The organism is Thalassotalea sp. PLHSN55 (assembly GCF_052030545.1).
In the GTDB taxonomy this organism is placed as follows: Bacteria; Pseudomonadota; Gammaproteobacteria; order Enterobacterales; family Alteromonadaceae; genus CANMXU01.
Genome location: NZ_JBPDIH010000004.1, coordinates 407,890 through 428,686, shown reverse-complemented (window position 1 = coordinate 428,686; position 20,797 = coordinate 407,890). Strand labels below are relative to the sequence as shown.

Below are 20,797 nucleotides of genomic sequence, written 5' to 3'. Positions count from 1 at the left end.
TTTTTTTGCTTTAAATTTTTTAACCTTAAATCGTTGAACGTTTAATTGAGTCTTTTATTTGCTTATAATTTCCATAAAAGCTTGTTCATCTAAATCATATTGTTTGATCAACCAATAGCCAATTAGTGCCGAAACGACTGTGCCAGCGACAAGAAATACGCGCATAGCCGTAATTGAAAAGTCCGTTTGTATTGAACCAAGCAGGGCATCAAAACCGATTAAGTTTAAGGCAAATCCTGCTCCTACCGCAGAAAAAACATTAGCGGCAGCAACAACCCAAGCTTGTAAAGAGACAAAAAGCCCTTCGCGGCGAATATTACTCGCACAATGGTCAACATCAATTTGATCGGCGATCATCGAGGTAATAATTACCGCCATAGAACCCCATATGGCGGTACACATAATGGCGTCTAAAACTAACCACCAATTGGCGCCCGGCTGATAGATAAACCATTTGCACAAGCCGCCAACAATGGTTAAGCGATAAACCCATTTCATAGTATTAATTTTGCCAATTTTGACTGAAACTTTAGCCAATACCGCAATGGCGATCATACCGGCAATGGCATACGACGTCGATAGTACGCCTTTCCACGTTGCCCCTGCGCCAATATCACCATCGTTCATATAATAAACCAGTACATAATAGTCCATGCTGGCAGCAAAACTGCCAAGGGTTAGCTGGGTGAATATGATGGCCAATAAAATCTTCATATTGCGATTTTTAACAATGGCGGATAAGCCCTGTAATAACGATATTTTTGGCGCGACAGTGGTTTTTTTAAAACGACGTTCTTTAAGAAAAATACCGGGTAACATGCCAAATAAACCTAAAAATATAAGCGCTACGCCCCAGCCAACAAATTTCATTCCAATGATAATGCCGCCAAAGAAACTGAGCTGCGCAATAGGAAAAACCCAATGATAAAATATCGCACCAAATTTAAAGAAGTAGGTAACAAAGGCCATAACGCGGGTACGTTCGTGGTGATCTTCACTGGCCTCATAGGCAAGGCATTTCATTGGAACCATCCAGCAGGTATTAAAGACATAAAAAATTAATACCATAATGGCAAAGTAGGTCAGCTGTGTATCGCGATCCCATTCGGCAGGAACCATCCAAATCAACCCAAAAATGACACACGAAAACCAAGGGAAAACAAAAAGAAAAGGGCGCCGACGGCCAAATGATGATTGATAACGATCCGACCATTGGCCAATAAATGGTGCAAGAAAACTGGCAACAAAAACCGGTATTTTCATCGCTAAGGCTAATAGTACCGGATCAACACCTAAGGTCATTTGATAATAAGGCGTTGCTAAAATACCGACACCTTGGTTAGCAAAAAATATCGCCATAAAGCCGATGCCAAGGAAAAGCTTTTGCTTAAATAAAACACGCTCACAAGTGTGGTTTGACGAAAGTAGCATGGCTTGAATTTTTAGAGTTGTTGTCAAATTATTCTCGTTGAGCACCGAGGGATAGTAAAGGGAAATTTGTTTTTTTTTATTTTCTCAATTTTTCAGTAATGCATTGATTGAAAAGGGCTGCTAATTGGGATAACGTTACAACTTATATACATATTTATGTCACTATTGAAAAGAGTTTGAACAAAAATGGTTACCATTAAAGATGTTGCTCGCGAAGCTGGTGTTTCGCCATCAACGGTTTCTCGTGTTGTTAGAGGGCAAGGTAAAGTTGGTAAAAAATGCCGTGCTAAAGTGCAAAAAATTATTGATGAAATGGGCTATCGGCCAAATACCAATGCCCGTGCTTTAGTTAGCCAACGTTCAGAGTTAGTGGGTATTGTTACCCCAGCATTGCATAAGCCTTTTTTTGGCAGCATCGCTTACGGCGCTGAAAAAGCGGCAAGGGAAGTCGCTTTTCATGTGATGATGCGTAACTCTCAAAATGAACCCGAAGCTGAAATCGATGCGATCAATTCATTGCGTGAGCATGGCTGTGAAAATATTATTTTACACAGTAAGTTTGGCGATCCTGATACGTTAAAAACCATGGCTGAAAAAATATCGGGCTTAGTTTTTATCAACCGATTTTTACCCGATCTCGCCTCCCGCTGCATTTGGTTAGATAATGTCTCTGGTGGTAGAATGGCGGCAGATTATCTTTATAAACAAGGGCATAAAGATATAGCTATTGTCAGCTTTATTCGCGAAAACGAAGATCAAAGAGATCGTATTAATGGCGTTAAGCAAAGCTTTGCCGGCCACGGTTTAACCATTCCAACTGAAAATATTATATTGCGTGAAGATGCCGGAACTGAGGTGAGTAACATGCAAGAGTATTGCACTTATGCCGTGAAAGAGCTGCTTTCTCGTGATATTCGCTTTACGGCGGTTATTGCTTACAACGATGAAATGGCCATCGGTATTATGAATGCACTGTTTGATATGGGTAAAAATGTCCCTGAAGATATTTCGGTTATCGGTTTTGATGATTTAGATATCGCGCAAAAATGTCGACCGTCATTAACTACTGTGCATTATCCTATTGTTGAAATGGCTGAATATGCCACCAAACTTTCACTGCAAATGACCTTGGAAAAAAGTGAAGCACCGGGCAGAACACACTTGTTTATGCCGTCAGTGATCGAGCGTAAGTCAGTGAAAAACATCAATTAGCCTAGCTCAATTGCCGCTTAAGCGATAACCTTATGTTGTTGTCGCTTAAGTTCGTTCGCTCCAGTGAATAAAATACAATTCTTTCAACTCTTACTTCTAGCTTTCAACTTTTAGCTTCTAACTTTCAACTTTCAACTTATAGCTTATAGCTTATAGCTGGTTACTCCCTTAACCCTAGCCAATAACTGCGCCTGTTTGCATTATGCGGGGAAGATCACCAAACAATAGCGTTTATCGCCCGAAAAGATATTTTTCTCGGTGTTAACACTCATCACTTTAAAATATCTCGGATAGTTTACCGTTCTCCTTGTATGTGATTATAATTTTATTGACACATTTGTAATCAAAGGTTATTTTGTAAGGAGAACGTTATCCCTTTTGTTTTCAGGATCAGTCAGGAACAGATATGTTTAGAAATAAAACGTTATCAGCGATGTTGTCATCGCTAGGTAAGTTAAGCAAAGTTGTCGCGCTGTCGACAGCCGTTTTCAGTAATAGCCTTTGGGCGATGGCAGAGCGCAGTAGCTTTAATAGCGACTGGTTATTTTTAAAAGGCGATGCGCAGGGCGCTCAGTTGGTAGAACATGCTGACAGCCAATGGCGAAAGCTCGATTTACCACACGATTGGGCGATTGAAGGACCATTTGATAAAGCCTACAGTGCCCGAAATGGCGGCTTACCGGTATTTGGTACGGCTTGGTATCGCAAGCATTTTACCTTAGCTAACAGTAGCCAAGGAAAACAGGTGTCGTTAACGTTTGATGGTGTTATGTCAAATAGCCAAGTGTTTGTAAATGGTCATAAAGTTAATGAAAGGCCGTTTGGTTATATTGCTTTTAATGTTGATATTACGGCTTATCTGAAAAAGCCGGGTGAGCAAAATGTTGTTGCTGTGAAACTAGCCCCTGAAAACTACTCGGCTCGTTGGTACCCAGGAGCGGGGATTTACCGAAATACTTGGCTTGAAATCAACGACAAGGTTCACGTGAAAAAGTGGGAAACCATCATTTCTACGCCGCAAGTATCAGCTGAGCTTGCCAAGGTGAATTATCAAACCACCATTGAAAATAACGACTACCTTTCGCAAAAAATTGATGTCATCACCGAAATCGTTTCGGCCAAAGGAAAGCTTATCAGCCAAGTTGAAAAGTCGATAAGTATTGAAGGTCACAGCGAGGCAACCCTTAGCCAGCAACTTGAAATTGACCAACCTAGATTATGGGATGTTAACGACCCTTATCGTTATAAAGTGATCACCACCTTAGTGCGTGAAGGCAAAGTCATTGATGTTGAATCTGAGCCACTTGGCGTGCGTCATATTGAATATAAAGCTGACGATGGTTTTTGGTTAAATGGTCGCCGCGTGCAAATTCAAGGGGTTTGTTTACATCACGACAACGGACCACTGGGCGCAATCGTTAATAAACGCGCAATTGAGCGAAAATTTGAAATTATGCAAGAAATGGGCGTTAACTCAGTACGTACCTCGCATAATCCACCATCGCCTGAGTTAGTTGAATTGGCTGATAAAATGGGAATTTTATTGCAAGTTGAAGCCTTTGATATGTGGGAGCTAGAAAAACCAACCGTGGTGAACGGCTACCATAAAGACTTTCCACAATGGCACGAAACTGACCTAAGAGATATGGTAAAGCAATACCGTAATAACCCGTCGGTGATCATGTGGAGTTCAGGTAACGAAGTGCATGAGCAAAAAGAAGACGAAGGTTGGAAATTAGCGCGCCGCCTTACCGACATTATTCATGATGAAGACCCAACACGTTTGGTCACTCATGGTATGAGCATGTACCCGTACCCGGTAGAAAATGGCTTTGCTGAGCAAATCGACATTAAAGGCTTTAATTATAAAGCTTATAAATACTCAGAATTAAAAGAAAAACATCCTGACTGGATAATGCTAGGCACAGAAACATCATCAGTGGTGAGTACGCGCGGTGTTTATCATTTTCCGTTAGAAAAATACCGTAAACATACCTCTAAATATGTCAGCAGTTTTGATTTGATCACACCACCTTGGGCGTACATTCCTGATATTGAATTTGAGCATCTGAAAAACACCCCTGCGGTAATGGGCGAATATATTTGGACCGGCTTTGACTACATTGGTGAACCAACGCCATACGGCGGTCGCGATCACGGTAATCGCTTTTACTGGAACAGTGATTGGCCAGCACGTAGTTCATCTTTTGGCGCGGTAGATTTAGTTGGCTTTAAAAAAGACCGCTTTTATTTATATCAAAGCCAGTGGACTAAAAAGCCAATGGTGCATGTATTGCCGCATTGGAACTGGCCAAATCATGTCGGTAAAACCATTCCGGTAATGGCTTATACCAATGCTGAAGCAGTGGAACTGTTTATTAACGGTAAGTCGATGGGCAAAAAAATCAAAGGCGTTGATAAGGTAAGATTACCGGTGTCGCTGCGTTATGATAACAGCGTAAAACATTTTGACTCGCCATATCGTCTACTTTGGAATGTTGACTACCAACCGGGTGAATTAAAAGTGGTTGCCTATAACAAAGGTAAAGTGGTTGCGGAAAAAGTGATTCATACCGCCGGTGTTGCCGCGCAGTTATCACTAACGCCAGATCGCACCGAAATTAGCGCTGACGGAGAAGACATTTCTTATATTAGTGTTGAAGTTCAAGATAAAAACGGCAATATGGTGCCTAACGCTGACCACATGATCCAATTTAATGTGCAGGGCGCCGGCGTTATTGCCGCTGTCGGTAATGGCGACTCTGCAACCACAGCGCCATTTCAGGCAGATTATCGCCGTGCATTTTATGGCAAAGCGATGCTGATTGTGAAAAGTAAAAAAGGTGAAAAAGGCAAAATTACTATTTCTGCCTACGCCGATGACTTAGCCGTTAAACCCGTGACTATTTACGCCAAATAAAGGAAAGAACATGCTTCATTTATCTAAAATTGCAGTCACCGTTGGTTTGATCTTTTCAGTGTGCGCATGCTCTGTTAGTGAAGAATCAAGCTCAGCTAACTCACAAGTAAGTAGAGATACAGCAAAACCCAATGTTATTTTTATTATGGTTGATGACATGGGCTACGGAGAACTTGGCAGCTATGGTCAAAAAATTATTCGTACCCCACACCTTGATCAAATGGCAGAAGAGGGCATGAGGTTTTCTCAATTTTATGCCGGCAGTGCTGTTTGTGCTCCATCAAGAGCGTCATTAATGACAGGTAAACATACTGGCCATAGTCAAATTCGTGGTAATTACGACATGGGCGGCGGCTTTGACGCCGAAACGGAATACGGGCAAATGCCTTTAAAACCTGGTACCACAACCATAGCGACGGTGATGAAAGATGCAGGTTATGTTACCGCTGCTATCGGTAAATGGGGCTTGGGCGGGCCAGGTTCGCAAGGTGAGCCAAACAAACAAGGCTTTGATTATTTTTTTGGTTATTTAGACCAACGCCAAGCGCATAATCACACGCCAACTCACTTATGGAGCAATACCCAATGGGTAAAGCTAGATAACGACCCCTTTAAAATGCATCATTTAAAGTTAGAAAATTTCGATTATAACGACGCGTCAAGCTATCAACGTTTTAAGCGCGATGACTTTGCTCAAGACCATTTAAATAGCGCCGCGTTAGACTTTATTGAAGCGAACAAAACCCAACCGTTCTTTTTGTACTTATCTTACGCGATGCCACATGCTGCGTTGCAAGCGCCCGATGAAGAAATAGAGCAATATTATTTCGATATTGACCCGCCAGCAAAAGAAGATTACTACATGCCAACCCACAAGCCTCGCGCTACACGTGCCGCGATGGTTAGCTATACCGACAAACATATAGGGCAAGTTTTTGCCAAGCTCAAATCATTAGGGCTAGATGAAAACACGCTTGTTATTTTTACCAGTGACAATGGCGCAGCGCCAGAAGGTGGCGTAGACATGGCTTTCTTTGATACCAATGGTCCGTTAAAAGGCCACAAACGACAGTTATATGAAGGTGGCATTCGCATGCCAACGCTTGCTTGGTGGCCGGGTAAAGTAGCGCCAAACAGTGTTTCTGATCATATTGGCGCCTTTTGGGATGTTATGCCAACGCTTGCTGATGTGGCAGGGCAGTCACAAAATAATGCTAGCGATGGAATTTCGTTTTTACCGGCATTAGTTGGCAGTCAACAACCCGAGCATGACTATTTATATTGGGAGTTTCCGCACGGTAAAAAAGCCGCGCAAGCGATACGTGATGGCCAATGGAAAATCATTCGCTTTTTCAAAGGCAGCCGCTTAAAAGGCTATCAAGAAGTTATTGAACTGTACGATTTATCGAAAGATATCGGCGAAACCGATAATTTAGCAAGCGAACAGCCCGATTTGGTTAACAAATACCTCAAGCTGATGGACGCAAGCCGTACACGTTCAGATATTGATAAATGGAATTTTAATTAAATTGTGCAAATCCCACCTAGTGTGGGATTTTTTCTAAGGTCTTTAGTTTAAATAACTGAATTCGTTTAGGCGATATTGCGCTAATGGGTTCGCTAAAGACTGCTCTACTGATATAAAAAAGGCATTTATGATGTGGTCAAAATTAATAAGCTGTGCAGCCTTGGCGCTACTTAGCGCTTGTGTTAATCAAGAAGCAACAACCGTAAGCGGCGATAATAAGCGAGTTGTTCCAAGTCGTCCTAATATTTTATGGATTTACATGGAAGATCAAAATGCATGGAATAATGCGTGGGGCGACTACACAGTACAAACACCAAACATTAAAAAATTAGCCGACTCGGGCGTGCGTTTTACCAATGTCCATCAGCCCGCGGCAGTATGCTCAGCAACACGCTCGGCGCTCATAACCGGTCAATATCAAACCAGTTTAGGCTTGCATCAGCACAGATCAAATCGCAGCAGTTATAACGGGAAATTCTTACCACAAGGCTATAAAACCGTACCTGAGCTATTTGTTGATGCCGGTTATAAAACGTTTAATATTGGCAAAGACGATTACAACTTTAAGTACGATCGTAGCCGTTTATACAACGCCCATTCAGGCATTAAAGGTTTTCAGGGCGCACACGACGGGGAAAAGTTTGACTGGGCGGCAGAGCTGAAAAACACCCCCTTTTTTGGTCAAATTCAATTGCAAGGCGGTAAGCATAATAAAATGCAAGCCAAAGGCGTGCCTAAAGTTGACCCAAGTAAACTGACCTTACCGCCATATTACGCCAATACTCCAGCAACACTAAAAGAGTGGGCAAGGCATTATGAAACACAAGTAATGTCGGATATTGAACTTGAGCACATTTTGGCGCAGCTAAAAGCTAACGGTTTATTAGAAAATACGGCTATTTTTTGGTTCTCTGATCACGGCATGGGGTTATTGCGCCATAAACAAGAGCTTTACGAAGATGGCGTAAAAGTGCCGTTAATTGTTAACTGGCCACAGCAAAAACAGCAGTTAGCCAGTAAAGGTGCGGTGCGCTCAGAGTTGGTGAGCGGCTTAGATATTCCGGCAACATCACTCGCTTTAGCAGGAATACCTATTCCTAAGCACTTTGATGGCAAAAATATTTTTGCAAACAGTTTTGTTGGGCGAAACCATGTTATCTCAGCAAAAGATCGCATGGATTATACGTTTGACCGTGCCCGCACTGTTCGCACAGAAAACTATCGTTATATTCGTCAGTTCCATCCTGAACTGTCACGTTCTCAGCCGCAATATCGAGACAAAAAACGCTACTCAACCGAATATAGAGCGCTTTTTGAACAAGGTAAATTAACCCCAGCACAAGCTCAATACTTTGCCAAAACCAAACCGCAAGAAGAATTATACGATTTACGAAATGACCCTCATCAAATTAATAATCTAGCAGAAAATATGCACTATAAAGAAGTATTGCTCACTCACCGACAATTACTTAATCGTTGGATCAGCGCAACAGGCGATCAAGGGGCTTTGCCTGAATCTGATACCGCCATTAAAGAAACCTTAGATTTATGGGGTAAAGACTGCGTTAGTGTGCAATGTGAAAATTACCGTAAACGTCATGCTGATACCTTACATTTGCCAGGCGATGAAGTTTACCCAGCGTTAGTGTGGCCAGAGCACATGCCAAAACCACAAGATAGTTATTACCAACCAATGGAAAATATTTATCGCGAAAGTTTCCAATAAAGGTGACTTCGCCGCGGTTCCTTGCCTAGGTAGATTGACCGATATATTTACCACGTCGCTAAGTTGTTATTAATAAAGGTATTAGCTTTCGTATCTGGTGTAAAGAATACGTAAAGAAGCAATATAAACTGGACATTAAACAGCCTGAACTATAGTATTTTAACAAAAGGGGATAACGTTATCCCTTTTGTTTGGGTAAATATTAAAACTCAAAAATAATGATGCCTAAGCAAGAAATAAAAGAATAGAAAAGGGATAACATGACATTTAAAACATACGGCAAAGCACTATTTGCATGCATATTAACGGCGGCTGCTGCGCAGGTTTTTGCTAAACAAACCATTGTTTTAAGCCCAAGCGCCGAAGATATGACACCTGTTGTGCGTCAAATGTTAGCGGGCGTTACTGACGATGAAGTGAAAATTATCTTTAACCAAGGTACCTATAAGTTTTTACCTGAATATGCGCACTCGCGTTACAGTACGGTAACTAACCACGGCAATGGCGTGAAAAAAGTGATTTTTGCGTTAGACAACTTCAAGTCAGTAGAAATAGTTGGCAATAATTCTGAGTTTATTTTTCATGGTCAAGCTGCACCATTTCAAATCTACAATAACGACAAGGTTACCATCCGCGATTTAACCATTGATTGGGATATTCCGTTTACCTTTGTTTCAGAAATTATCAGTGTGAATGAAAAAGAGGGTTACCGCGATGTTAAACCTTGGACGGGCTCTCACCAGTGGTCGATAAACAAAGGGCAAATTCAATTTCCCAATATTGATGGTTTTAGTTTTTCCGAGTTAGGCTCTACTTTAGCGTGGACAAAAGCTGAAAAACGCCCCGTTCATGGCGCTTTAGATGGCAAAAGCCGCCCCGATAAAGTGGAAAAATTAGATAACGGTTTATTGCGTATTCATGAAAAATTAAAACATTACCCACCGGTTGGCTCATTAACAAGCTCTAAGGGCGACCGCCATTTACACCGATATGCGCCAGCTTTTCAAACAAAAAATTCACGTAATATCGTTATTGATAACGTAGTAGTGCATCACGCGTTAGGCATGGGCTTTTTATTTGAGCGTAGTGACAATATTAAAATTTTAAATTCTGGCGTGCACCTGCGAGATGGCGCGCAGCGTTTAATTTCAACCATTGCTGATGCCACTCATTTTGCCAACTGTAAAGGTGATATTCTTATACAGAACAGTCGTTTTGAAAATATGCTTGACGATGGCACTAATGTGCATGGCACCTACACTATTGTTGATGAAGTGGTAAATGCGAATACTGTACGGGTTAAGTTTGGCCATTTTGAACAAACCGGCTTTGAGTTTGCCGGCAAAGGTGATGAAATTTGGTTTATTCATCAACCTAATGTTGAGCGTGCAAATGTTGCAACGGTAAAGTCGGTTAAACTTATTAATGAAATGTATACCGAGCTTACGTTTAACAAGCCTTTACCTAAACAGTTAACGCAAGGTGATATTTTAGAAAATAAAACGTGGAACCCAGTCTTTACTATGCGCGGTACCACCATTCGCGATCACCGAGCGCGCAACGTTGTGGTTAAGTCACCGTTAAAAACCGTGATTGAAAATAACGACTTTTCGTCAATGATGTCTTCTATTTTACTGCGTGGCGAAACCTACTTCTGGTTCGAGTCTGGCGCGGTTGAAGATGTCACCATTGCCAACAATACTTTTAATTACGTTGCCTCTGCCGGCAAAGAGCATGCAGCGTTATATATTACTCCGCGTTTAGGTGCGAGTTTTGATCAAAACCAAACTTACGACAGCAACATAAAATTTATTAACAATACCATTAATAACTTTAATACCCGTATTGTTTGGGCCGATCGTGTTGATGGCTTACTGGTAGAAGGTAACCGCATTTTCCAAAATATCGACGCGCCAACGTTGCACCCAAACCGGCCGCTATTTGAATTTATCAATAGCCAAAACGTGCAATTAAAAAACAATCGTTTTGTTGGTGAAAAACGTACTGTGGTGGTGGCTGACAAAGTATCAGCTAGCACCTTAAAAGACGATGGTTCAATTCAATAATCTGTTTTTAATAAGCTGTTTTAAAAATAAAAAATAATGATCCTTGAGCTTACGTAAAAAACTCTACTTAGATTCAAGGGTAAACAAATGAAAAACAAGGCATCACTTATGTTAAAAAATAAACGTAATAGATTTGCGCAACTCGCTTTTGCTTTTGGCTGCGCTATTAGTAGCCAAGTACTCATGGCTAAAGCTGTGATCAACGTCAATGAGTTTGGCGTGCAAAGCAATAATGGCTCAGACAGTACTTATGGCGTTTTTGAAGCGATAAAAGCGGCTAAAGCACAAGGGGCAACTAAACTTATTTTTGATAAAGGCCGTTATGATTTTTATGGCGACAGAGCAACAGAAAAGCTGGTTTATATTAGTAATAACGACCCAGGTATTAAACGGATTGTTTTCCCACTTGAGGGGATTAAAGACTTAGAAATTGACGGCCAAGGCGCTGAGTTTATTTTTCATGGTGGCATTAACCCGTTTGTTATTGACCAAAGTCAGCAGCTAACGTTTCGTAATTTCTCTATCGACTTTGAGCGCAGTTTTCATTCAGAAGCCACTGTCTTAGCCGTAGGCAAAGGCTATGTTGACTTGCATATTCCGGCGCAATTTCCCTATAAAATTACAGATGCAGGCTTACTAAAATTTCAAGCTAAAGCGGATGATCAACCTAATAAAATTACCATTGAAAAACTAGAGCGCCGTAAAGCGTCTGTTAATGAAGTGAATTATCAATATAAACGCGTTTTAGAGTTCGACGTGAATAAGCGTGAGCCTGCATACCAAAAGAAAGATATTTCTACAGGTAACGGTTTACCGGCAAAAAAATTAGCGGGTGAGCGCAATGTGCGAGTATTTCATCCAAAAATTAATGCCACTGTCGGCAATGTGTTAGTTTTTCAATTTAAGCACCGTAGCTTTCCGGGCTTTGTGATTTCCGACAGTGCCGATGTTACCTTAGATAATGTCACCATTCATCATGCCGGTGGCATGGGCGTATTAGCACAGCGCAGCCACAACGTAACCGTGCAAAACTCTAAAGTAACGCCAAGTGCAGGGCGCATGGTCAGCGCAACGGCAGATGCAACTCACTTTGTTAATTGCACCGGTAAAGTTCAGCTGATTAACAACCTGTTTGAAAACCAAAAAGATGACGCCACCAATATTCATGGCATTTACGTTGCGGTAGATAAAATTCTTGATGATAAAACCATCGAAGTGCGTTTGCAGCATCCCCAGCAATACGGTTTCGACTTTATTGATGCCGGCGATACTTTAGAGCTAGTACATGCGCCGAGTATGTCGACTTACAACACAGCAAAAGTGGCGAGCAGCCAGCGTATTAGTAATGAAATTACCCGTGTGGTTTTTGAAGCGCCGTTTGATACTCGCTTACAAGCGGGTGACTCTATCGCCGAAGTGCGTGATTACGCGCAAGTCTTAATTAAAGGTAATATTATTCGCCGAAATCGCGCCCGTGGCATGTTATTAAATAGCCGTGGCAAAACCATTGTTGAAGACAATTATTTTCACGCGCCCGGTTCAGCGATTTTATTCGAAGGCGATGCCAACTTTTGGTATGAACAAGGCGGCATCAGCCACGCCATTATTCGCAATAATGTTTTTGAAAACAATTTTTATACCGAATGGGGCCGAGGCGTCATTGCCGTAGCTGCCGGTATTGATGAAAAATATCAAGAAAGTTCACGCTATAACCACAACATTTTAATCGAAAATAATCTCTTTAAAGTGTTTGATCATGCTCCCGTGCTTAACTTGTTTTCAGTATCAGGCTTAACCTTTAAAAACAATACCATTGAAAAAACGAATGCCTATCCTGAGCGTGCTAAATTCAACTCGTTATTTGTGGTAAACCATAGCAACAATGTCAGCATTGAAGCCAATAACAAAGTGATTGGTTTTAACCAAAGCCAAAAGCAATTATTAACCCCAACCAACAAGCTGTAGGATAAATCATGACTCGTTTTACTGTTCCCTTTTTTTCTCTAGCTTTAGCCTATGGCGTGGGTCTTGGTACCAGCCTTGGTACTAATTTTAGCGCGCAAGCCGCTTCAATGGTTAAGGCGAAAACCGAGCAACCTAACGTTGTATTATTTTTTGTTGATGACATGGGCTGGGCATCACGTACTGTGCGTGATGAGGTTTATGAAACGCCAAATATCGATCAAATTTCAAAAGACGGATTAGAATTTGAAAGTGCTTATATTGCAACGCCTGCTTGTAGCCCAAGCCGTGCAACATTAGTTACTGGCCAGCATCCGGCGCGTATTGGCATGCCACGTCATATTCCTCATAAAGCCAAATACGGTTTTGACAAATTTGGTCGTACCGAAAAGCAGTTTAATTTCTGGGAAAAAGATCCCGCCAAAGTGCCAAGCGTTAACTGGTTAGATACCAAGTACACCACTTATGCTGAAGCATTAAAAGATCAAGGTTATTACAATATTTTTATCGGCAAGTGGCATTTAGGCCATGAAGGTTATCACCCGATTGACCAAGGTTTTGATGAGCAAATTGGCGCGACAAACTGGGGACACCCAGATTCTTATTATCCACCGTATTTCAAGCATACCGAGGTTTATAAAGACGTTAAAGAGCGTTACTTAACCGATAAATTAACCGACGACGCCATCGACTTTATTGAAGGTTACGATAAAGACAAACCGTTTATGTTATCGATGTGGTATTACGCCATTCATACCCCATTTCAAGGACGAGAAGACTTAGTTAAACACTTTCAAGAAAAAGGGCTTACCGGAAATCATGCCCACCACGCGGCCTTAGTCAGTGGTATTGATGAGTCGGTTGGCCGTGTTCGCGCGGCGCTTAAACAACAAGGAATGGCTGACAATACCGTCATTATTTTCTTATCAGATCAAGGCGGTATTTTAGAAAACAACCCGTTTCATGGCGGCAAAAAAGTTGACACCCTTTACGAAGGTGGCGCACGAGTCCCGTTTTTGGTGAGCTGGCCGGGCGTAACAACACCGGGCAGTAAAAATAATACGCCAATTCAGTCGTTAGACATATTCCCAACACTGGTTGAATTAGCAGGCGGCAAAGTCGCTGACTATGAAAACCTAGATGGCATCTCGTTAATGCCTGCGATTAAACACCAACAAGATCTTGAGCGTGATGCGCCGCTATTTGGCTACCGCGCTTATGAAGACCTTTATGCCTCAGTGCGTGACGGCGACTGGAAATTGGTCGCGCATCGCAGCGGCACAGTTAAGTTATACAACATCAAACAAGACATTGGCGAAAAAACTGATTTAGCAAAATCTCACCCTGAGCGTGTATTTGAAATGAAAGCCAAGTTAATTAATTGGGAGAAAAGCATGCGAGTTGAAAAGTACTCAGGCGTGCAATAGGAATTGATGATGAAAAAAATAATAACAACATTAAGTGCATTCGCACTGACAAGCATGGCCTGTATTAACGCCTTTGCAAGTAGCAATAGCACACCTCAGGCTTTAATTACTGAAGGTAATAGTTTGCGTAAAACGGTGGCCGCAACGGTGAAAAATCAACCGGTGCTATATACCGGTGAATTAAGCGGTACAGTCGCAAGTTATAGCCTAACAGGAGAAAAACTCTGGCAAAACCAAACCGATAATAAAGCGGTATTATTTGAGATAAACGCCGCTGATATTGACGGCGATAACAACGATGATTTACTGGCTGCCAGTGCAGACGGCAATATTTATGCGTGGGGATCAAATGGCGTTTTGTTATGGCAATACCGCCCTGAAAATAAAGTGCGATTTAATGCCCTGACCGTGACCAAAGTGGCAGATGAGCTGCGTATTTACGCCGGTGGTAACGATCAATATTTATATGAACTAAATGCTAACGGACAGTTTATCTCGAAAACTAAGTTTGATGGCACGATTCGCACAATTAAAGCTGGAAACTTTCTATCAAAAAATCAAAGCAGTTTATTTATTCACACCTACGGCCACGACAAATACAAATGGCAATTCATGGGATTTATCGACCCTGTGAGTAAAAACGTATTAACTCAGGTCAGTACACAAGATAAAAAAGTTAAAGCCTTGGTTAAAAACTTTATGGTGACTGACATGGATGTTGCTGATTTAAACCAAGACGGTTTAGATGATATTCTCTTTTTTGGTGGCGGAAAAGCCGCTGGCAATTCCACGGGCAGTTTTTCAGCCTTTGATGGTCAGTTTAATCCACTGGCAAATTACACCATTAGTGGAAAAGACAAACAGCGTTACGCGCATATCTACGGCGCCTCACTATTACCTGTTCGCAATGAAGTGATGTTTCAATTTGGTGGTATTCGCTATTTAGTTGACCATAAAGGCAAATTAATTCAAACCCTTGGTGAAAAGTACAAAGGCTTAATTTACAACGACTTTACCTTAGTGCCAGCGGCGAAAAAGTTATTTGCTGCCGGCCAAATAGGTGGCGGCAATACACTTTACAGTTTTGATTTAACCGATAAAAACTGGCTAGCGACGGAGCATAAATTAACCGGCAGACTCGCTGATGTTGAACAAAATATTGAAACCCTTTATCAACAAGCCCTTAAGTTTGAGATACCAAGTTACCAGCAAAAATCTGAAAAACCTTGGGTGATGATCACCAGCGCCTTGCCAAATGCACAGGTACAAAAATTGGACGGCGCTGAGCTAAAAATTGTTAAGCAAACCAATTGGAAAGAAAACATGGACCGCCGCGATATGGTGGCAAAAATCGGAAAAGTTGCACTGAAAAAAGACAAACGTGGCAAATATGATTTAAGCCGTAAGCAAATTATTGCCATGGCAAAAGACTTTGAAAAGAACAACCAGCCTTTTGTCGTATGGGCAGGGCATGTAACCGACCCGTTTTACATGCATATCGATACCTTAGAAGCGATATTGGAAGTTGCGCCTAATACCGCCTATGGCTTTATTTACGCTGAAATGTATAACCCGAAAGATCCGCGTGTTGTTTATTTCATTGATGAATATGTACCGCGTTTAGCGAAAGCGATGCGCAAACATGGCAAAGCAAAAATGTATTTCCGTTATAAAAATGTATTTTGGGCGGCAAGCTCGCATCAGCAGCCGTGGAAAGACATGTTTTTCTCAGGAGAATATGCTGACGTTCTCGTGCCGTCATCAGAAGATACCTCTTCACGTACCCAAGACATTAATTTAACCGGACGTATCGGTATGTTTGCCGGCGGTTTTGTTGACGACTTTGCCATGCGCTTAGTTGACGATAACCCGACTAGCTGGCGTCCATTTTCTCCGGGCGGGCAACGTAGTATTTCCCCTTACTTACGCCAAGGTACCATGATGGCGGCCTATGGCGCGCGCATGGGCATATTGTTTAACAGTCAATACACCGACCAACCTGGCGTGAATATTTTATATGCGCTGATGAAATCTGGGGTGCTACCGATTGTTGAAAAAGAAGATATTCAGTCAATTAGCTCATGGATGTTAACCGAAGATATCAACGAAGACTTAGTGCACAGCATAGATGATCACCATAAGTTAACTAATTATCAAAGTGACGACGACAATGCGCTGATGTCAGTGGCGCAAATGCATTGGGCAGGTACCAATTTACCCGAGCATGACTATTCAAAGGCAGCACTAGGGGGTGATTACCGTTGGTTAAATTACATTCCAGAACTGCCTAATGGCATGGTGCCCATTGCGCCAAGTGAAGCCCATAAGCAGTTACAAAAAGCACAAGTACCGTATTTTTTAACTGATGGTAAACATGGTGTAGTAGCAGGTAAAAAAGTAGCAGCTAACACCTTTAAAAAGCACATGGACAATACCCTTAGCCAAGGGGTGAAAAAACTGCCAATTGTTGTTGAAGGCGCGGCATGGAGCGTGATTAAGCTTGATGAAAATCACTCTCGCATTGTTTTAATCGACCAAGGTTATGTTGAACCTCAAGATCGTAATGTGACGATTCGTTTTCAAAATCGCCACGCAAAAACGGCGGTAGATATTTTATCAAAACAAGCGCTTAACATAGAAAAGCAACAGCTTAAATTAACTGTGCCAGCAGGTTCGATGCGCTTTATTGATATCGCCTACTAAGCTTTTAACTCATTTGTTTTGCTGACTATGTTGTAGACATTCAGCGTTAATAATGACTGAGCCTCTATTTCGATAGAGGCTTTTTTGCTTTTTTTATAAAATATTTTTTTAATTTAGTATATTTAATCATTTTCCTTTATAGTCGTTTTATCGTTTTGCTCAATATTATGCTTTTCGAGAATGTAGTTAACTAAGCTTTTACTAGTTTTAACTAAGCGTTAATCAAGATAGTTAAGGCCTGTATAAATTAGTTTTATTCAAATAATATAGCGGTGGTTTGTGTGCAGGAACATGGCACTTTTCAAATGGAGATTATCAATCAAACATTGATCGTTAGATGTTTCGACTCTTGGAATATCGAAACTGTATTAAGACTTTGCAGAGAATATAAAGAACTTGTCGAGCAGATTAATGATAAGCCATGGGCATGTTTAGTTGATTTGAGCGAGTGGGAACTAGCAACGCCTGATATGTGGGATGAAATTGGTAAGCTTAATGAATGGGGCAATAGTCATAATCAACGGTTTGAAGCGGTGATTTGTAGTATGTCAATTCAGCAAATGCTAATGGAAGAAAGTCACAGTGTTTTAACCAATGTTGAAACAAAATTTTGCGATGATATGAAACAAGCGCGCGCATGGTTGAAAAGCGTTGGGGCATTATCAGCAGGCTGATTAAAGCATAATAACAGCCTATTATCTTTAGTTATTCGTCAGCTATTATTTAAATAGTTAATGAATTTTCTGGAAAAAAAATAGCCACTTAAAGTGGCTATTTTTTTGTTTAAATTAACAATATCTGCTGCGAACCAAGATGAAGAGTATCGTCAACAGGAACAGGCTAATAGTCAAAGTCTCTGACACGGTTTCCCCTTGGCTTGGAATTTATAAAACATCGGTAAGTTCTATAACGCATGGCTTAATTCAATATCGATAAACCTAAATAAGCCGGTCGGGATCTGAATTTCAGCGCTATTATCTGTCACGCTAAAGGTTTCGTTATTTAAGATATCGGTTATTTTTGTTGGCTTAACGGTATTAAACTTAACGTTTACTTTAGCCGATTGAGGGTTGATATAACCGCCGTCTATCAGTGTTAACCTAAGTGTTTTAGGCGCTGTTTGCGCGACTACCCAAGCGGCGTTACCCGTAACAGTGATTGGCAATAATTGACTTTTTTCCTCAATAGTTTTTGCTATTGCCGGCGCGAAGGTTTTGGCTGAATAGCTTGTTTTACCATCGGCAGAGAAATAGTCTTTACCGTCGGTAAAATATTCAGTCATGATGTTTTGATAGATAGGATGCAAGTTATCTTTTAGCGCATTTCTATGCACTTTTGGCGCTGCAAATACACCGTTTTGTGGTGGTGTAATTAAAACCATGCCATAAGGTTGCGGCGGCAAATAGTTTAAGCGGCGATCTTTAACCCCTGAGGCAAACGTTGAAAAGTCCCACTCGTTAACTGGAGCGCCCGGCCATGTGCCGTTCAGGCGGCTAAAAACCATAGCTGTATTGTCTTCTACTTCTTGATCAAAGAAGTTTAGCCATTTAACGTTATTTCCTTCATCAATGTAATGCTCGTTAGGGGCGAGCATGCTTAAATGCACCGGCGAATAGCTTAAAATTTGTGAAGGTTTCGGCACATAGATGGCACCCTTACCTATGAGATCCCATAAAACATAAAGGTAGTCATTGGCATAAGCAAAGTTGTTAATGTAGGTGGCACCATTAGCAAGATGGTAAACAAACTGCCTTAAGGCAAGGTTAGGTATGTTTTGATGAGAATGCTGCCTTAAGCGATCGAAGCTAGTATTATCACGTGAAAAGCGTGTGCCCCATTGATTAACCGAACCGCTTGCCCATAAGCCTGTGCGTGCTGATATGCTTAGATCCATCGATTTATCCGTAGTTTCTTCCATAGCCGGAAGAAATACATCAGCATATTCACCTGAAATTAAACGTGACCAGCCGGGCTTATACACCATCGATTGCCAAAAGGTATGTTTGTTTCTGAGGAACATTTTGGCATCGGCTTTTTGAAATTCATCGGCTAACGGAAAGATAAAACTGTCTAAAACATACTCAAAGTCTTTGTCGTATTTTGCCATTTCAGGAAAGATCATCACGGTTTTTTTATCACCGGCGAGCGCGAGGGTTTTCTTGTGGGTATCAAAGCTTCTAAAGTAAGGATCATTTCCATGTCCGCCCCAGTATGACGCACCAGAGTTACCTTGATATAAGGCTTGCGCTTTTTTCAATATTTGCGCTTGGGTTAGTGAATATTTTTGACGTTTATCACGTTTATTTTTATAAACCTCGTTAGCAATTTCACTACGGTCCCATTGCTCACTTTGCAATGAGCCATAACCTAAAAATACCGGTGATTGATAATTTTCATGTACTTTGTGTTGAATGTCTTTTGGCGTTTTACGATAGTCAGACATTAAATACACAGGGTTGATTTTTTGGTTTTTATCATAATCTAAAGCCGCAACCTGCGCTTTTAAGGTTGCGGTATTTGTGAGCATTTTTGCTAACTTACCCGTAGGCTCTAATGATTGATAAGCTTGTAACCAGGCCGGCTGCGCGGTATCAATAATATGAAAGTTACTACCGCCACTTTGGGCGCTGGCCAGAAGAATTTTATCTGTGCCAGGTATTTTCCACATATCATTATAAGAGTATTTGTTGCGGTATATTGACGCTTTTGCCGTTTCAATAGACGAGGTTGGTACTAAGCCAAGTACGTCGCCATATAATACTAATAATGTTGGCTTTTCTTGGTGTGTTATTACTTCACTTTGGGCAACGCGATAGCCAAATGCCTTAAAAGCAGCATGCATTTTAGCTAACGGCAGTAAAGTTAATTTATCTTTTGTTAAATTAAAAATAGCGACGCTTTGATGTTTCATTTTAGTGCTACCTAATAAAACATCGTCATGGCCATCGTTGTCGTAATCTGCAATGCGTAAATCTCCAACTGGGCTTTTATTTTTTTTCAAACTAACCGTTTTAAAAGGTTTACTCGCTAATGGTTTGAAAAAGTACAAGGTACCGCTTGATTGCATTGAGTTCATAGTGCTGTGAACAACAACAATATTATTACCGTTTTTATCGAGCATAGGGCGAATAAAATTGGCAATTTCTTTACCTTTTTGTGGCGTTCGCTCACTTAGGTTTTTAGCTTTTTTTGCCCAAGGTATTGTTGATGAATAGTTGCTTGAAGGGAGGGTATTAACCAATTTACCTTGGTTATCTAAAGTATAAATATTCGTATCTAAGCTACCAGCAACCACATAAGCTTGCTTGTTTTTTTGAGTAACGGTAACGGAATACATTGGCGCATCGTTGGTTTTAAATTTCCACAACAATGCCCCTGTTGCGTCAATGCAGTAGATATGACCATCGGCATTGGCAGTCAACACCTCATCTAGGCCATCGTCATTAATATCTGCAGTCCAAATATCATGGTTCATAAAACCTGACAGCGGGTTTTGCCATAACAGCTCACCAGTTAAATTATGAGCAAGTACAGTGCCTTCATAACTCGAGCTAATAATCACCGTTTTGTGCTTATTGTTGGCAGCTCTGATTTTCGTTAGCGTATGAGCGGTGTCGATACTTACGATGCTCTGCGATTTTGAACTCTGCGATGCTTGAAGCGCGAATGAACTGAAACAGAGTAAGGTTATCGCCAAATAACCCGATAGTTTTATAATGTTAACTAGCATTTTGTCTCTTTATTTAAATAATTTATCGGTGACGTGTTTTAAACATTTGCTACAGTGAGATAAAACCATATTACCACTTAAAGCTTGCTTTA

Annotated in this window: 11 protein-coding genes; 9 read left to right on the top strand and 2 right to left on the bottom strand. The window is 41.1% G+C overall.

The features are described 5' to 3' along the window. Nucleotides 1–54: 54 nt before the first annotated feature. A complete protein-coding gene (locus ACRRSQ_RS10380; RefSeq protein WP_440875663.1) occupies nt 55–1,458 on the bottom strand; it encodes an MFS transporter in 1,404 nt (467 codons plus the stop codon). A gap of 159 nt (nt 1,459–1,617) precedes the next feature. On the opposite strand from ACRRSQ_RS10380, the gene ACRRSQ_RS10375 reads away from it, so the two are divergent. From ACRRSQ_RS10375 to ACRRSQ_RS10335, 9 genes are all read left to right on the top strand, one after another. Then, a complete protein-coding gene (locus ACRRSQ_RS10375; protein WP_440875662.1) occupies nt 1,618–2,643 on the top strand; it encodes a LacI family DNA-binding transcriptional regulator in 1,026 nt (341 codons plus the stop codon). Between the two features lie 406 nt (nt 2,644–3,049). Further along, the gene (locus tag ACRRSQ_RS10370) at nt 3,050–5,563 is read left to right on the top strand and encodes a glycoside hydrolase family 2 TIM barrel-domain containing protein (RefSeq protein ID WP_440875661.1); all 2,514 of its coding nucleotides are present in this window, start codon (nt 3,050–3,052) and stop codon (nt 5,561–5,563) included. 10 nt (nt 5,564–5,573) lie between these two features. After that, the gene (locus tag ACRRSQ_RS10365) at nt 5,574–7,091 is read left to right on the top strand and encodes an arylsulfatase (protein WP_440875660.1); all 1,518 of its coding nucleotides are present in this window, start codon (nt 5,574–5,576) and stop codon (nt 7,089–7,091) included. Between the two features lie 127 nt (nt 7,092–7,218). Then, nucleotides 7,219–8,817, top strand: a complete 1,599-nt coding sequence (locus tag ACRRSQ_RS10360; protein WP_440875659.1) for a sulfatase family protein — start codon at nt 7,219–7,221, stop codon at nt 8,815–8,817. 260 nt (nt 8,818–9,077) lie between these two features. Next, the gene (locus ACRRSQ_RS10355) at nt 9,078–10,883 is read left to right on the top strand and encodes an alpha-1,3-galactosidase-related protein (RefSeq protein ID WP_440875658.1); all 1,806 of its coding nucleotides are present in this window, start codon (nt 9,078–9,080) and stop codon (nt 10,881–10,883) included. A 108-nt stretch (nt 10,884–10,991) separates the two neighbouring features. Further along, complete coding sequence (locus tag ACRRSQ_RS10350; RefSeq protein WP_440875657.1) at nt 10,992–12,848, top strand: alpha-1,3-galactosidase-related protein; 1,857 nt, start codon at nt 10,992–10,994, stop codon at nt 12,846–12,848. Between the two features lie 8 nt (nt 12,849–12,856). Further along, nucleotides 12,857–14,272: a sulfatase gene (locus tag ACRRSQ_RS10345; protein WP_440875656.1), complete on the top strand. Its 1,416-nt coding sequence runs from the start codon at nt 12,857–12,859 to the stop codon at nt 14,270–14,272. 9 nt (nt 14,273–14,281) lie between these two features. Beyond that, on the top strand, nt 14,282–16,975 hold the full coding sequence (locus ACRRSQ_RS10340) for a hypothetical protein (RefSeq protein ID WP_440875655.1): 2,694 nt from the start codon (nt 14,282–14,284) through the stop codon (nt 16,973–16,975). Nucleotides 16,976–17,280: 305 nt separating this feature from the next. After that, complete coding sequence (locus ACRRSQ_RS10335) at nt 17,281–17,649, top strand: STAS/SEC14 domain-containing protein (protein WP_440875654.1); 369 nt, start codon at nt 17,281–17,283, stop codon at nt 17,647–17,649. Nucleotides 17,650–17,879: 230 nt separating this feature from the next. On the opposite strand, the gene ACRRSQ_RS10330 is transcribed toward ACRRSQ_RS10335, so the two are convergent. After that, nucleotides 17,880–20,705 carry a hypothetical protein gene (locus ACRRSQ_RS10330; protein ID WP_440875653.1) on the bottom strand — a complete coding sequence of 942 codons (2,826 nt, stop codon included), beginning with the start codon at nt 20,703–20,705 and terminating at the stop codon, nt 17,880–17,882. Nucleotides 20,706–20,797 lie beyond the last annotated feature (92 nt).